This window comes from Enterococcus sp. DIV1537a, from assembly GCF_051712085.1.
In the GTDB taxonomy this organism is placed as follows: Bacteria; Bacillota; Bacilli; order Lactobacillales; family Enterococcaceae; genus Enterococcus; species Enterococcus faecalis.
The window spans coordinates 1,612,448-1,628,131 of sequence record NZ_JBIOOE010000001.1 but is presented as its reverse complement, the minus strand read 5'-3'; the positions used below and the strand labels follow the sequence as shown (position 1 = coordinate 1,628,131).

The window sequence follows — 15,684 nt, the reverse complement described above, 5'->3', positions numbered from 1 at the left end:
GAGTGGCATAATCTTATGAAAAAGTTCTCCATACGAAAAATTAGTGCTAGTTTTTTGTTTCTGATTTTAGTAACTTTGATAGCCGGTTTTAGCCTGTCTGCAAATGCAGAAGAGTATATCGTTCCTGCCGAAAGTCATTCACGACAAAAAAGATCGTTACTGGACCCTGAAGACAGAAGACAAGAAGTGGCAGATACAACCGAAGCGCCTTTTGCGTCAATCGGAAGAATCATTTCCCCTGCCAGTAAACCAGGCTATATTTCTTTAGGAACAGGCTTTGTTGTTGGAACCAATACAATTGTCACCAATAATCATGTGGCTGAAAGTTTTAAGAATGCCAAAGTATTAAATCCGAATGCCAAAGATGATGCTTGGTTTTATCCAGGTCGAGATGGCAGTGCGACACCATTTGGCAAATTCAAAGTGATTGATGTAGCTTTTTCTCCAAACGCCGATATTGCGGTAGTGACTGTCGGCAAACAAAACGATCGTCCAGATGGCCCAGAGTTGGGAGAAATTTTAACGCCATTTGTTTTGAAAAAGTTTGAATCTTCAGATACCCATGTCACAATATCAGGATATCCAGGTGAGAAAAACCACACACAATGGTCTCATGAAAATGATTTGTTTACATCTAACTTTACAGACTTAGAAAATCCATTACTATTTTATGATATCGATACAACAGGTGGTCAATCTGGTTCACCAATCTATAATGCTCAGTTTGAAGTAGTTGGTGTTCATTCCAATGGCGGCATTAAGCAAACAGGAAACCATGGTCAAAGACTAAATGAAGTGAATTATAACTTTATTGTCAATCGAGTGAATGAAGAAGAAAATAAACGTTTATCCGCTGTGCCAGCAGCGTAAAGAACCATAAAAATACTCGAAATTTCCAGGATCACGGGAAATTTCGAGTATTTTTGTTTTTTAAGATAGTGTAAGTTACGATATAAGTACCTTGTAATTATCGGTTAAAAGCATATAATAGTGCTGAAAAGAAGGCAAATAATCCGATTAAGTTAGTATTTCTAAACCATCATAACTCGTAATGATTTCATGCTTTTGAGATAAAGCCGCCATCTCCGCATAAGACAAGCCGCCATTGTGAGAAAAATGGTTGGCAACGTAAATCGTTTTATCTGTGACGAGTTTTCTTTCTTTTAATTCTGCAATTAATTTTAAATTTTCTTCCCAATTCATATGACTATTACCAGTTTCGTTTGTTTGACTAGTACAATCTAAAGAAACAATACTAAGAAGTAAGTGGCTCTTTTCAAGATATTCAAACATTTCTGACGTAAAGTAACCTGTATCATGGGTGGATAAAAAAGCATCTTTACCATCGTCTATAACGAAAATAAAACAATCTTCACTGAAATTTCCATGTTGTGCAGGAAGGGGATAAATCATATAGTTCGCAATAGTAAAACATTTGTAGGGCTGAATAACCTGATAATGTAATCGGGTATTGTCTTGACGACCTTCTAAATCAAAGGCGCGCTGATAAAACGTCTTAACTGCTTCATTTCCATAAACAGTTAAACGATTGGGAACATCTAATGCATAACCAGACATTCGATAAGCCAAATCCTCGCCGTAAAAATGATCGGAATGCCAATGAGAGATTAGTAAAGAGTTAAAGTCTGCAAAACACAAGTCATACTGCAACAAGTGTAAATAAGAATCCCCTGGAAAATCAATCAGCAGGACATCATCAATAATTAATTGAGTTTGTGTACGAATTTCTCGTCCTTTTTTCTCTCGAGCGTACTTACATAATTTACAATTACAAAAAATTCCTGGAATCCGTTCTGCTGCACCCGTGCCTAAATAATTGATTTTCATTGGGAGTACCTAACCTTTCTTTGACATTCTTCATACTTAGTAGATAACGCTGAACCTTAAAGTAAATGGGCATGGAAACTGAAACATTTGTTGTGTCCATCTTACCTTTTTTAGAAAAGAATTGAAATGGAATTTCTTAAGTAAATTTGCGTAAAATAGAAAAAGCTAGACGCCTTTGTTAATAAGCTGAATTTACTGCGAATGCTCGTACTATTTCCGAAAAAAAGTTTTACCAAAGGCACTTTCATATCCATCTGCTATTAGTTATAGAAAAATAACAAGATGGACATAGCTTATTAGAGCAAAAATAACTACGCTATTGATAAAGAGTGAGGCGTGTTTTGAACAGGTTGCGTGGGCAAATGAATTTGAATAAAAGGGATGACAAAAGATGACTATTGAAAAATTAGAATATTTTTATACCATTGCAAAATATAATAGTATTTCCAAAGCAGCCTCTGAACTCCATGTTAGTAAATCAACCTTAAGTGCGTCATTAAAAGATTTGGAAAGTGAATTGGGCCATTTACTTTTTGACCGTAACGGTAATTCTTTGACGTTAAATTCCTATGGTGATAAAATCGTCCAATCTGTCTATATCATTTTAAACGAGGCCAAGAAAATGAAACTTAATTTGCATGAAATGATTGAGAATCCAGTGATGCGTTTAGGTTTTGGAAATACGTCCTTGATGTATAAAGTGACAGAAAATGAGGATCAACTGAATCGTTTTTGGGAATGTTACCATGGTTCATCGTTTGAGTTATTGAATAAATTGGAGAATCATGAGTTGGATTTTGTGATTACTTCTGCAGATGTGAATAGTCCAGTTTTAAAGAAAGAACAATTAATTGAACTAAAAATGTATCTTTGTGTTTCAAGAAAAATTAAACAAGAAATTGAGGAAGAAGGCTTCACCTGTTTGACCAACTATCCATTTCTATTTTTGCCTCATCACTTAGATCATTTAGAAGCTACCAAGAGCGTGCTAGAAATGTTGCAATTAACAAGTCCGCTTGTTTGTTGCTACGATACGTTGATGCTTACTCGTCTCATTGAAAAAAGTAAAGGAGTTTATGCGGTAATCTCTCTTCGGAAAGAACAACTGCAGGAAATTGATTCTAAACTCTTCTTTTTACCGATTGAACGAAAACAAAAATTTTATTTATACCGAAATGTTTCCAGTTCGGTTTTTGTCCAACCTGGTCAAATCAAGGCAACTTTACAAAAGTTGCTAGAGACTTAGCCATTAAAATTACTTTGGAATAGTTACCAAAAATAGCATTATTCGCTTAGATTTACTTCTGCTGCGGATAAGGCTATTTTTGTTGTTCATTGTTTAAAAGAAATGCTCAATTATGGGACTGTTCGATATTTCTGAACGGAATGTTCAATTATTTAATAACTTAAGAATCGATAAATCGTATCTATTACGGTTCAATTTAAAGGGGTTCTGGTGTATAGTTTGGCTATCTAAAGATTTACTTTTTTAAGTATAAAATAACTAAATGGCAAGCAATATAAAGAACTGTTGATACGTGAGTACTTGCGATAATCGTGTCGTTAGAAGTTTAAGTGTCATTGTTGCTTTTCCTGTTTTATGTAGTTGCTAGAAAGGACTGTTTTTATGATCGATAGAAAAAAAGTTATTTTGTATACTTGTTGCATGAGTTTGTTTGTAGTGACCATGGATGTTACGGTTGTCAATGTGGCGTTACCATCCATTCAAAGTGATTTTCACACGAATCTGTCTACATTACAGTGGGTAACAGATGGGTACACTTTAATGGTAGCATCCTTATTATTGTTATCTGGGTCTACAGCAGACCGAATTGGCCGTAAACGAGTCCTTCAATTGGGCTTAGCCTGTTTTGGTTTAGCGTCTTTCCTATGTGGGATTTCGCAAACCCCAGGGCAATTGATTGCGTTTCGCATGTTGCAAGGGATTGGTGGTTCTATGTTAAATCCGGTAGCAATGTCTATTATTACACAGGTATTTACCGAAAAGTTAGAACGAGCGAAAGCAATTGGCTTGTGGGGCTCTGTTACAGGGATTTCCTTAGGAATGGGCCCGATTATTGGCGGACTGATTGTTTCTTATTTTAGCTGGAGGTATGTCTTTTTTGTCAATGTACCGATCATTGCTGCGGCAATCATCCTTACACAAAAGTTTGTACCTGAGTCAAAAGTAGAGAAGACGGTGAAAAATGATTTTGTTGGTCAAGCATTGATGATTCTTTTTCTATTTAGTTCTATCTATTCCATTATCGGACTACCTAGAAAAGGGCTTTTCGCGCCAGATATTTTAAGTACTGGGATAATCGGCTGCTTAGCCATTGTTATTTTCTTTATTTATGAATATAACATTGACAATCCGTTAATCAATCCGCGCTTCTTTTTATCTATTCCCTTTACATCGGCTTCTTTTTTAGCTATTTTTGGCTTTATCATATATAACGGTTATTTATTTTTAAACACGCTATATTTGCAAGAAATGAGAGGCTTCAGCCCGTTGGAAGCTGGCTTATCAACCATTCCTTTGGCTTTTGTTAGTTTTCTTGTTGCCCCGAGAGCCGGCGAAATGGTAGGGAGAATAGGGACGAAACGTCCTATTATGCTTTGTGGTATTTCAATGTTGGCTGTTAGCTTTTTACAATTATTTGTAACTAAAACAACGCCTATGATTATTTTATTTGTTATTTATATCTTTTTAGGCATTGGGTTTGGGATGTTAAATTCACCGATTACCATTACAGCGATTGAAGGAATGCCATTTTCTCAGTCAGGAACGGCAGCAGCCATTGCGGTGACATGTAAGCAAATTGGCAATTCTTTAGGGGTGGCGCTACCAAGTCTTTTAATTACAAAGCCTATTACTAGTTCCCTTACTCGAACACCTTTTACAAACGTATGGCTTTTATTTGGATGTTGCGCCATTGCGATTATCTTTTTAAGTTATTTATCCAATTCTCCGCTAGCGAAAAAGTCATTGCGCAGAGTTAGGTTTTATTTTTAACAAATCAAGATTTTTTTGAAGGGAAAGGAAGACAAACTTAGATGAAAAAAATAAATAACCGATTAGGACTCTTTTTATTTTTTGTTTTACTCTTTTGGGCAAAAACGATTCTGGCGTATTACCTAGATTTCTCATTGGGCGTTAAGGGCAGTCTCCAACGAGAAATTTTGTGGTTCAATCCAGTTGCTACTACGCTGTTATTATTTGGCTTTAGTTTGTATTTTAAAAAGCATAAAACATTTATGCTTAGCTTAACTCTTTTAAATGTTTTAAATACATTAATTTTATATTTGAATATTATTTTTTATCGTGAATTCACTGACTTTATTACCATCCAATCTGTTTTTGGCTTTTCAAAAGTTTCAGAAGGGATTTCTGGTGATTTACTTGCCTTAATGAGGGTCCACGATGTCTTTTATTGGCTAGATACTTTAGTGCTGCTCGTTTTGGTATTTTACTCTTTTAAACAGCGACGGAATCATCAAGTCTTCATGACTAAACCTATCAACAGAAGATTGGCGATCTCAATTAGTTGTTTAAGTGTCTTGCTCTTTTCGGTTAACTTATTTTTAAGCGAAACCGATCGTCCTCAATTGCTTCAAAGAATTTTTGACCGTAATTATATTGTAAAATATCTTGGCTTGGATGCATTCACAGCCATCGATGGTGTCAAAACAGCCATGTCAAATGAGGTAAGAGCAGAAGCTAGTTCAAACGAATTACCTGAAATCATGAAATTTACCAAGCAAAACAATTTACCGCTTAATCCGCAGTATGCCGGGATTGCCAAAGGAAAAAATGTATTTGTGATTCATTTAGAAAGTTTTCAACAATTTTTGATTAATATGAAAGTCCAAGGCCAAGAGGTTACACCGTTTTTAAATCAGCTCTATCAAAACAAAGCGACAATCAGTTTTGATAATTTCTTTCATGAAGTAGGGCAAGGAAAAACGAGTGATGCGGAGAACATGTTGGAAACAGGAACATTCGGGCTACCGCAAGGCTCTCTTTTTACACAATTAGGATCAGACAATACTTTCGAAGCGGCTCCCGCAGTTTTAGGACAAAAAGGCTATACAACCGCTGTTTTCCATGGAAATGTGGGGAGTTTTTGGAATCGAGACCATGTGTATAAAAACTTAGGTTATCAATACTTTTTTGATCGGTCATATTTTTCAAAAGATGACAAAATGCTAGGTTACGGTATTTTAGATAAACAATTGTTGCGTGAATCAGCTAGTGAGCTTGAACATTTACAGCAGCCATTCTATGCGAAGTTTTTAACTGTGACCAATCATACCCCTTATTATACGGATGACCAAAACTTCCCGTTTCCTAAATTGAACACAGGCAATTCGATTGTGGATGATTATGTTCGAACAGCGCACTATTTGGATCAATCGCTAGAACAATTTTTCCATTACTTGCAAACAACAAGTTTATACAATCATTCTATTTTTGTTATTTATGGTGACCACTTCGGTATTTCAGATGCGAACAACAAGGACTTATGTAAAGCCTTCAACCGCGATCCAAAAGCGTGGACAAACTATGACAATGCGCAATTGCAAAGAGTACCTTTGATGTTTTACATGCCAGGCTATACGCAAGGGAAAATCATGCACGAATATGGTGGGGAAATTGATGTTTTACCGACACTGTACCATCTTTTAGGTGTCGATGATAAAAATTATATCCATTTTGGCACGGACCTTTTATCCCCTCAATATAAACAAGTGGTTCCTTTTAGAAATGGCGATTTTGTAACGCCTCAATTTTCTTATCTAGGTGGGGAAATCTACAACAATCAAGGGAAAAAATTAGACCAAGTTCCAGCAGATTTAAAAGCAGAAGTCACGAAAGATAACGATTGGGTGAAAAAATCGTTAAGTTTATCTGACAAATTAAATCAGGAAAACCTTTTACGTTTTTATAAACCACAAGGATTCCAAGAAGTGCAACCAAAGGACTACAACTATGATGTGACTTTTGAAAAAAACAAAGTCTTAGAAGTAGAAAAACAAAAAAATGCACAATCAACCAGCTTGTTTAGTCAAAATGGCAATCAAACGACAGTCCAAAATTATCCGACTACGCCGTAGATCATTTAAGAAGGATAATTTTGGAAGGGAAAGAGAATCATATATGAAGTGAAGGACAAAAATCATTTTAGATTTTTGTCCTTTATTTTTTTTCTTAGAAAGAGAAAAAATATTAAATTGTATGATATTTTGACACAACTTTATAAGAAAGCGATTCCAAAATCAGGAAATGTTGTTTTGATTTAAGTATACTATGGATGTTCTGAATTGTAATAATTCTAAATTGATCAAAACTTCAGTTTGGGGGTGCTATTCGATTAATGGTAAGGGGGACAACAAATGAAAAAATTTAGTAGACAATTGCTTATAATGCTAATGATGATTGGATGTATTCAAATATCTACTAGTTTTGGACAGGATGCTTTTGCAATTAGCGAAAAAAGTAACGTTGGCATTACCTTTAAAAGCAATATGCCACAACAAAAAACGAATAATTCAGATGTACAAACACAAAACAGCAAAAAGTATCACGAAATGAAATCCCAGAAATTATTTCCAATGACTAATGAACTAAAAAATCATTTTTTTATGCTTAGTGGTTGGTTACTTATTGGCGGATTACTATTATGGATATTTTTCAAAAGAAGAAAGAAGGAAACAGAACAATGAAAAAAATGATTTTAATTACGGCATTATTTAGTTGTGCAACATTAGGTAGTACAGTCGTTCATGCTGAAGATAAAGATGCTACAAGTATAGCAAAAATCGGCATCTCACAAGCAGATCCAGATAATCCTGTTGGACCAATTGATCCTATTGATCCAGATGATAATCCTAATTCCAATGATTCAACAGGAAACACTGGGGTCTTGCGTATCGATTACATTTCTAATATTGATTTTGGTACGCAAACAATTTCTGGTTCTACAGAAACGTATGCCGCACAAAAACCTTCTTTACGTACAGAAGCTCAAGTATCCGATTTACGGGGAACTGGTGCAGGTTGGAATTTACAAGTCAATTATGATAGCGAAAGTGCTGGATTCAAAACACAAAGTGGGCAAGAATTGAAGGGGGCACAATTAACTTTACCTAACGGCACGCCTAAAACGGTGAATGATAATCAATCTGCAACGCCATCTACAGCAGTTGTAACAGTTAACACAGAAGCCCAAAATATCATGACCTCAGCAGTGAATACAGGGTTAGGAACATGGGCAGATCAAATGACTACAACAGATGTTTCTTTGAAAGTTCCTTCTGGAAATTTGGCTGGGGATTACACAGCGACTCTTGAATGGACGTTAACGGATGCACCCGCTTAAAAAAAATTACAAACACATAAAGGAGAATGAATATGAAAAAAAGTATCTTATATTCTTTAGCAGCGACAACATTATTGTCTGCAACACTTTTGACTGGAGTTTTAGCAAATGCAGCCGAGTCAGGTGATGCAACAACGACTACAGCAAAAGTCACTTTTACTGGAGGAAACGATGATCCAGTTAATCCGGTTGATCCAGACGATCCAGATAATCCTGTCAATCCGGTTGACCCAGATGATCCAGATAATCATGGAACAGACGATAATGGTCCTTTATCTATTGATTATGTCTCTAATATTAGTTTTGGGACCCAAGAAATCTCTAGTGATAGTCAAGTATATAGCGCTTTAAATGCTGAACCACATGTCCAAATTACTGATAAACGTGGTGTTGAAGGAGGGTGGACTTTAACCGCAAGTGCTTCTAAATTTAAAGCAGAGGATCAATCTGAATTAAAAGGGGCCGTCTTATCGTTTGAAAATGGAGTTGCTCGAAAAAAATCAGATAATACCAGTGCACAACCTACTGTAAACGAAGATGTAACTTTCAATAATACTGAAGCACAAAATGTCATGTCAGCAGCTAGTCTGGCAGGAGAAGGAACCTGGCTAGATGTGTTTCCTGGTGAAGAAGGACATAATACAGATGTTCAACTAGCCGTTCCCTCAGGAAGTGCTCAGGCAAAAGAATATACAGCGACGATTACTTGGACTTTAACTGCTGGTCCAATTGATGCGCATGAATAAGAGCGGACCTCGTTTCTCCCTCATTAAAAGTTGTTTGTTTATCGGAATAAGTTTTATTATTTTAGGAATGAACAATGTAAAAGTGTATGCTGATTCTTCAGAATCAGCATACAGTGTTAGCGCAAATCTTCCATCTTTTCAAAATAATAAAAAGCTTTCTTATTTTGACTTATTATTAAAACCGAGTCAAAAAGAACAAGTTTCTATTCATGTAAAGAATAATAGTCAAGAGAAGGCGACTTACCTTGTCGATGTTAATAATGCTGTAACGAATAGTAATGGTGTCATTGATTATGGACAAAAAAACGTAAAAAAAGATGTATCAGCTGATTATGTGTTAAATCAATTGGTTTCACCAGAGACACAAGAGGTGACATTACAACCTGGAGAAGCAAAAGATATTCCCTTTCAAATAAAGATGCCAAAACAAGCTTTTACAGGGATAATTCTTGGCGGCATTCATATCACTAAAAAAGATACGCTAAGTAAAAAGGTTAGTGGGACAGCAATAAGAAATAAATATGCCTATGTAATCGGAATGAAATTAGAAACGAATACAAATAAAGTGACGCCAGATTTAAAATTACTAGCTGCGCGGCCCGGTTTAGAAAATTCGTATACGACTATTTTTGCAAATGTCCAAAATCCAACACCAACAATTATCAGTAAAGTAAGTTTTGACGCAACAATTACAAAAAAAGGTTCTAAAAAGGTTCTTTATAAATCGAAAAAAGAAAATATGTCCATTGCGCCTAATACAAATTTTAACTTTCCAATTGGCTTAAATAAAGAAAAGATTACACCAGGTAACTATACCGTCACAATTGATGCTAAAGAAGGGACTACCAATAAAACTTGGCATTTGACGACTGATTTCGAAATACAAGCTAAAAAAGCAGAAAAAATAAATAAAAAAGCTGTTCTAGAAAACAAAGGAGTTCCGTATTTACCGATCATTATCGTGGTAGGTTTATTATTAATAGGGATTATTCTAGTTTTAAGTTATAAATTACTTAAACAAAAGAAGTAGGTGAGCATATTCAATGAACATAATTAATAAAAAATTTTTTGCCACCAATTGTTTAGTTCTAATGTGTGCCATTTTTATTTCTCTGATTTTTTTTTCAGGGAATGTTTTAGCTGCAGACTACCCAGATAATCAAGAAGCAACCATTTTGGGTGGTCATGTGAAAGCTACAATTGCTTATGAAAAAGACCATTCACCGTACTATACCGCTGTTGGGGACACGGTCACAGTCAATACAACTTTGGAAAAACTAGATGATGGCGTCTTACCTGAATCTTTTAATCAATCTTCCATGTTAGTTCTTTTTCCAGATGAAACACAAGGATTGAAATTAGAAGGAGAACCAACGTTTATTTATAAAAGAGGAAGTTTATCTGATACTGGCTCATTCGTTAATACTTCTAAAGAACTTCATCGAGATATATTTTGGGCCTTTAATGCAGAAGCACAAGTGATGTATCATGATACTGTTTCCTATGATGGTCGGATGACAGAACTTCAAGTAACGAATCAATATGATGATGGTCCTTATGATGACACTTATCGAATTTCCAATTTGTTAATAAACAAAGGAGATAAAATTATTCTTTCGTATAAAGCCAAGGTTACAGAGGAAGCGTTAAAAAATAAAGAGTTTTCTCTTCATTCAGGTATTTATGACAGCTCTAAAGGTGATTTTGATTGGGAGGATTTTTTAACTACTAAAATGCCAGCTATTCAAAGTATCAATGTATCTTTTGATGACGGAAGTAAAAATAAAGTAGTCGACATCACTGATGCAAATTCCTACCATATAACTTTAACCGGTACATGGACTGGAAATATAGCGGATCTAAAACCCACGTTAACTGTTAATGGTCAAACTGTTGCGATACCAACTGGGAGTTTTCAAAAAGAGGGAACATTTTCAATACCCGTTGATTTAACTAATATAGGAATGATTGGCCAAAATAAAACACAGATTGAAATAAAAGATAGTATGGGGCAAACCGCATCCGATAACGGGATACTAACGTTGGTACAAAAAAATACACCTCCTCAACTTCAGTTGGTGGACGCATTATCAAATAAAACTATTCCGATAACACCGAACCTTTCATCCTTTAAAGTGGAAGGACAATGGAAAGACGCTGAGAGTCAAACGGGGACTCTTTATTACAAATTAAATGGGGTAGAGCATCTACTAGAAAATTCTGTAACGAATGCAAATAAAGGGAGTTGGAATGCTTTTTCACAAGAAATGCCATTAGCCGATTTAAAGCTTGGAGCGAATGCTGTTGAAATTTATGTGGTAGATACAGAGGGACTCAAGTCAAATGTTGCAACTTTTACCTTACAATTAATGGAAGGCACTGTACATTTTAAATCTGTTGATTCAGTCCTATCTTTTCAAGATGCTGTTATTAATGGACAAACAGTTCACTCTCTTCCTCAAAAACCAGTCGATATAAAAATTGAAGATACCACGCGTTCACCAGGAAACTGGCAATTAGTAGTCAGCCAAATAAGCACATTTAAAAATGCGCAAAGAGAACTTCCAGCTGTTCTCAGTTATCAAAATAATAGAGATAATTTAGTCATTACGAATAATCAACAAGTTACCTTACCTGTTGTCAAAGAAACTGACACGGAATATGGTCTGATACAAGATGGAAATCATCAATTTGATTTAGCGATTTCATCGAATGCATATATTGGCGATTATCAATCTGAGTTAGAATGGACAATTATTGAAGCGCCCTAGTTAAAAAGAAAGGAAAACATAGATTCTTTGTTTTTCTTTCTTTTTTGGTATGATAATATAGGTTAGCAAGTCAGGAGTGGAAGTAAAATAATGGAATTAATTGTATTTGTGGGTATGGTGTATGTAAATATTTTAATAGGCATCAATCTATTATTTCAGGAGCGAAGTACGTACTTTTTTACTATCTTTTATTTATTATTGGCGGTTTGTAATTTACTTATGATAAAATATACATTCTTTTTTTTATTTCTGCTCTATTTTTCTCAATGTTACTATATCTATATTAAAGTAGAGAACATTTATCTTTCTATCTTACTAAATAATTTTTTAATGAGTTGTGGGGGATTAATTATCTTCTTGTGTATTGATCTTCCACGATATCTAGGATTCAATCATTTATATATTACTGTTTTTCTAGAAATCGCTATGACAGTATTTTTATGTCTGTACTTGAAGCATCTTGATAAAAAATATCATATTTTTGACTATTTTACAGATTATACGAAAAAAATGAAAAGCATTACCTTATTGTCTACTTTAATGATGGCAGGACTTTATTTTCTACATGCACAAGTGAACCTATATTCACTAGATTACGTGTTAACTTCAATTATTATGTTAGGATTCAACCTTTTTAGTAGTGTAGCTTTTATAGTGTTCATTATTAACAGAAAACGTAAGGAATTTGTTACTTCTTACTTAAAAGATTTAAAAGAAACACAAGAATATTACAATAAATTAGATGAATTTCGTCATGATTATTTAAATTTTATTGCAGCCTTAGAATATGGAATTAGTCATCAGACACCAGAAGAGGCGCGAGAACTGGTAACTCATTTTAAAGAGTATTCTTTAGAGAGGATAGAAGATGCTAGACATAATCCAATGAAAAAGATTACAGACCCAGTGATTAAAGGTTTACTTTATGATTTTATCGATAAAGCAGAAAAGAATAATAGATCATACTCTATTCAAGTTTTAAATGTGATTTCAACGGTTGCTGTGGACTATATCGACTTGATCCGTCTACTTTCTATTGCTTTAAATAATGCCATTGAGCATTATTCGGCAACAGATAATGCTCAACCGATTGTTATCTGTTTAAACGAGAAAGATCAGGCTTTTCATTTTTTAGTTAGAAATCCTGCGATAATTGACCATGGTGGCAATTTAACGGTACTTTTAAAACGTGGTCATTCCGAGAAAAAAGCAGGAGGACTAGGGCTTTATAATTTTTCAAGAATTGTTAACCTGTATAACAATATTAATTATGATTTGCGTTATGATAAACAAGAGAAACTGTTTGAATTATCTTTAACTATTTCTTTTAAGTAAACAAAAAGCAGGCATATTTTGCCTGCTTTTTGTTTATCTTAGAGCATCAATGTACGTAAGTAATTTCTTTATGCTGGTAGCACTCAATGACAAACACTCTTCGTTTTTAAAAATAACTTCTAATGTATTTTTATTTATTTCTTTAATATTATACGGATTAATGGAAAAGCTTTTTAAATCGTTAAAGTAATGATAAGGAGCAAGTAATTGTTTTAAATTTTTCATTTTATCTTGAATGATAAAATTTTCTGTTGTACCGAAAAATTCTATAGACGAACGAAATCCTTTAATAGTGGAGAGGTAGTTAATTTCATCTGGATGAATCAGATAGACTTTTGAAGAACCTTTAAGTTCAATAAGAGCAGTTGTGTTATTAACTTTTTTTAATCTAGATACCAAGATATTTTCCAAAGCTAAAAATACGTTGCTCATTTCATTTTTAGAGAGATATAAATCAGGTCGAATATGTTGATTGATAATTTCTAAACCTTTAGTTGTATCATTTGATAAAAAGATGATGTAGCAATCAGGATTAATTAGTCGAATCTTTTTTGCAAAATCAATACCAGAATGAAGGGATTGCAAATCAATATCAATTAAGAAGATATCGGAGACTGAAAAATCAAAAGTATCTAGTTTTTTATAAATACTTTCTAATTTATTATTGGGAAATATCTCTACAGGAACAGAACGTAAACTTTCATAGTTGTGGCGTTCTTTTTTAAATCGCTCTTGATGAAAAGGATTGTCTTCAATGTAATAAATTTTCATAAATTTACGCTCTCCTACCTACATATTTCTTACTTAAGTATAACAGAAATAAGTTAGGAAGAGAAAGTGCTACGTATACTTTCTTCCATAAGGCTAATACTGTAAAAGTCACAAAAATGAACCTATTAATAGATAGTTTTAATATACTCAAAGTATTGCTGATATTTGCGAGAAAAATTATCCATCTCTAATAAATGAAAAATTTGAAAGGCCTCATTAACTTTTTTTGTACCCGCAAGTTGTGCTCCTTTGGCATAGCAAAGCAATCCTTCTAAGAATAAAGCCATTGTTTTTCCGTATAAATCTCGAATTTCTAACATTTCTCGAAACTGTTTCAAATAACTTAGCCCTTCGTTGAGATACTTGTTGTTTACACAGAGAAGGATGGTATTGATGAGTATTTTGCTATATGGAGAATTGTAGCCATCAGAAGCAGAATAAAGATTTCTTTTTTTGAGCAATCGATTGACAATAATTAACAAGGTTTCGATAGGAATTTCGTCCATAATCGTAATGAACATCGTGACTTCCCTACTAGTCCAATTTTCTAAGTTCATCAAGTTTTGAACAATATGAGCTATATTTTCGGCGACGACATTGCCACCCAAACGATAAATAAACAGGTTAATTAATTGAATCGTAATTTCTTCTTCGTGTGGCAGTTTTCCAGTTAAAATCGCTGTTTTATAGTCCTCGAGACTTTTCATATTTCCTGCATGATAAAGTTCGGTAATCTCAAACCAAGTCTGATCTTTTAAAGCTTTCTGATAGTCATTGTGAATATACATAAATTCTTCTAATCGAACATTCAAATTTTTTATGATCTCCATAAATATATCGATGGTAGGGGTACTAATGTTTCGTTCAATTCGGCTGTAATAGCTCAGTGTCACAACTCCTTGGCAAACATCTTTTTGAGTTAACCCTTTGTCTTTTCGAATTTTTCTGATTGTTTGACCATACACGCCAGTTTTCCTCCTTGGTCTCTGAAAGTTTCTTTCTGTTTCCCTATTATACCATCATAGAAAGGTCTTTCTCTAATGAAAATGACTTATAGTACATCTTTTTTTAAAAGGAAAAACATCTTGTGTTATGCTCCAATTCAGGCTAATTATCTTTTAGATGGTTAAGGTCATTTTTTGAAAATTTTAAAAAGGATGGGATAGGATGAAAAAAAGTATTTTATCAACAATAGCAGTACTGGGAGTGACTTTGGGAGATGGAGCAATCAATTCGTATGCCGCTGAAGCGAACCCAACAGCTGAATTGACAAGTGAAGCATCTTTGACAATTCAACCAGGAATCTTAAATTTAGATGCAGTTTCTAACTTTAATTTTGGAGAGCTAACGATTCAAGATGTTGCGGAATCTGATCAAACATTGACTGGAACACCAGAGATAACGAAAGTATCTGATTATCGAGGGCCAAACGAATCCGGCTGGATGTTGTCGTTAAAACTATCAGATATTAAAAATGAAAATAACGTAAAATTACAATCTGCGAAATTGAATTTAGCAACCACACGGGCAAAAGGTGATGCGACAGTTACTGCTACGACAACAATTGATGCTGGCACGACTGAGCCAACACTTGTAGCTAGTGCAAACGGAACAACTGGATTGGCAGCGAATGAATTTGATTTATCAAACACAACGTTAACTTTTCCTAAACAAAATATTAATAGTGGCCGCTACAGAGGGACGGTTACTTGGGTGTTAACAAACGCTTATACCCCTGAATGAAGCAATCTAGACAAAAAAATTTAATATTTTGTCTGTAAGTTAAATGGCTCAACAATAGAGTTGAAATTTTGGCTGTTAGGAGGAGAG

At 34.3% G+C, this 15,684-nt stretch carries 14 protein-coding genes; 11 read left to right on the top strand and 3 right to left on the bottom strand.

What is annotated here, in order from left to right; translation table 11 throughout:
• Positions 1-15: 15 nt before the first annotated feature.
• Positions 16-870 (top strand): serine proteinase SprE, encoded by an 855-nt coding sequence (sprE, locus tag IGJ41_RS08090; protein WP_153853950.1) that lies wholly within the window; start codon positions 16-18, stop codon positions 868-870.
• Positions 871-1,017: 147 nt separating this feature from the next.
• Here the strand turns inward: sprE and IGJ41_RS08085 are convergent, their stop codons facing one another.
• The gene (locus IGJ41_RS08085; protein WP_104855856.1) at positions 1,018-1,848 is read right to left on the bottom strand and encodes an MBL fold metallo-hydrolase; all 831 of its coding nucleotides are present in this window, start codon (positions 1,846-1,848) and stop codon (positions 1,018-1,020) included.
• Between the two features lie 391 nt (positions 1,849-2,239).
• Between IGJ41_RS08085 and IGJ41_RS08080 the strand changes: the two genes are divergently transcribed.
• The 9 genes from IGJ41_RS08080 to IGJ41_RS08040 all read left to right on the top strand — a co-directional run bounded on the left by IGJ41_RS08080 (position 2,240) and on the right by IGJ41_RS08040 (position 13,083).
• Entirely contained in the window at positions 2,240-3,094 is an 855-nt protein-coding gene (locus IGJ41_RS08080; RefSeq protein ID WP_104855855.1) for a LysR family transcriptional regulator, read from the top strand.
• 381 nt (positions 3,095-3,475) lie between these two features.
• A complete protein-coding gene (locus IGJ41_RS08075; RefSeq protein WP_256891523.1) occupies positions 3,476-4,864 on the top strand; it encodes an MFS transporter in 1,389 nt (462 codons plus the stop codon).
• Between the two features lie 41 nt (positions 4,865-4,905).
• Complete coding sequence (locus IGJ41_RS08070) at positions 4,906-6,966, top strand: LTA synthase family protein (RefSeq protein WP_153853952.1); 2,061 nt, start codon at positions 4,906-4,908, stop codon at positions 6,964-6,966.
• A 279-nt stretch (positions 6,967-7,245) separates the two neighbouring features.
• Complete coding sequence (locus tag IGJ41_RS08065; RefSeq protein ID WP_002398721.1) at positions 7,246-7,575, top strand: LPXTG cell wall anchor domain-containing protein; 330 nt, start codon at positions 7,246-7,248, stop codon at positions 7,573-7,575.
• The gene (locus IGJ41_RS08060; protein WP_104855853.1) at positions 7,572-8,231 is read left to right on the top strand and encodes a WxL domain-containing protein; all 660 of its coding nucleotides are present in this window, start codon (positions 7,572-7,574) and stop codon (positions 8,229-8,231) included. Before IGJ41_RS08065 ends, IGJ41_RS08060 begins: the two co-directional genes overlap by 4 nt.
• Positions 8,232-8,263: 32 nt before the next feature.
• Complete coding sequence (locus tag IGJ41_RS08055; protein WP_010825313.1) at positions 8,264-8,977, top strand: WxL domain-containing protein; 714 nt, start codon at positions 8,264-8,266, stop codon at positions 8,975-8,977.
• Complete coding sequence (locus IGJ41_RS08050) at positions 8,970-10,007, top strand: DUF916 and DUF3324 domain-containing protein (protein WP_025190747.1); 1,038 nt, start codon at positions 8,970-8,972, stop codon at positions 10,005-10,007. The genes IGJ41_RS08055 and IGJ41_RS08050 overlap by 8 nt, the downstream gene beginning before the upstream one ends.
• Positions 10,008-10,020: 13 nt before the next feature.
• Positions 10,021-11,748 (top strand): hypothetical protein, encoded by a 1,728-nt coding sequence (locus IGJ41_RS08045; protein WP_153853954.1) that lies wholly within the window; start codon positions 10,021-10,023, stop codon positions 11,746-11,748.
• A 90-nt stretch (positions 11,749-11,838) separates the two neighbouring features.
• Positions 11,839-13,083 carry a GHKL domain-containing protein gene (locus IGJ41_RS08040; RefSeq protein WP_002381791.1) on the top strand — a complete coding sequence of 415 codons (1,245 nt, stop codon included), beginning with the start codon at positions 11,839-11,841 and terminating at the stop codon, positions 13,081-13,083.
• A gap of 33 nt (positions 13,084-13,116) precedes the next feature.
• Here the strand turns inward: IGJ41_RS08040 and IGJ41_RS08035 are convergent, their stop codons facing one another.
• On the bottom strand, positions 13,117-13,854 hold the full coding sequence (locus tag IGJ41_RS08035) for a LytTR family transcriptional regulator DNA-binding domain-containing protein (RefSeq protein WP_002381792.1): 738 nt from the start codon (positions 13,852-13,854) through the stop codon (positions 13,117-13,119).
• Positions 13,855-13,979: 125 nt separating this feature from the next.
• Positions 13,980-14,819: a helix-turn-helix domain-containing protein gene (locus IGJ41_RS08030; protein WP_002381794.1), complete on the bottom strand. Its 840-nt coding sequence runs from the start codon at positions 14,817-14,819 to the stop codon at positions 13,980-13,982.
• A gap of 202 nt (positions 14,820-15,021) precedes the next feature.
• Here IGJ41_RS08030 and IGJ41_RS08025 point away from each other — a divergent pair, with 202 nt between their 5' ends.
• The gene (locus tag IGJ41_RS08025) at positions 15,022-15,597 is read left to right on the top strand and encodes a WxL domain-containing protein (protein WP_010777705.1); all 576 of its coding nucleotides are present in this window, start codon (positions 15,022-15,024) and stop codon (positions 15,595-15,597) included.
• Positions 15,598-15,684 lie beyond the last annotated feature (87 nt).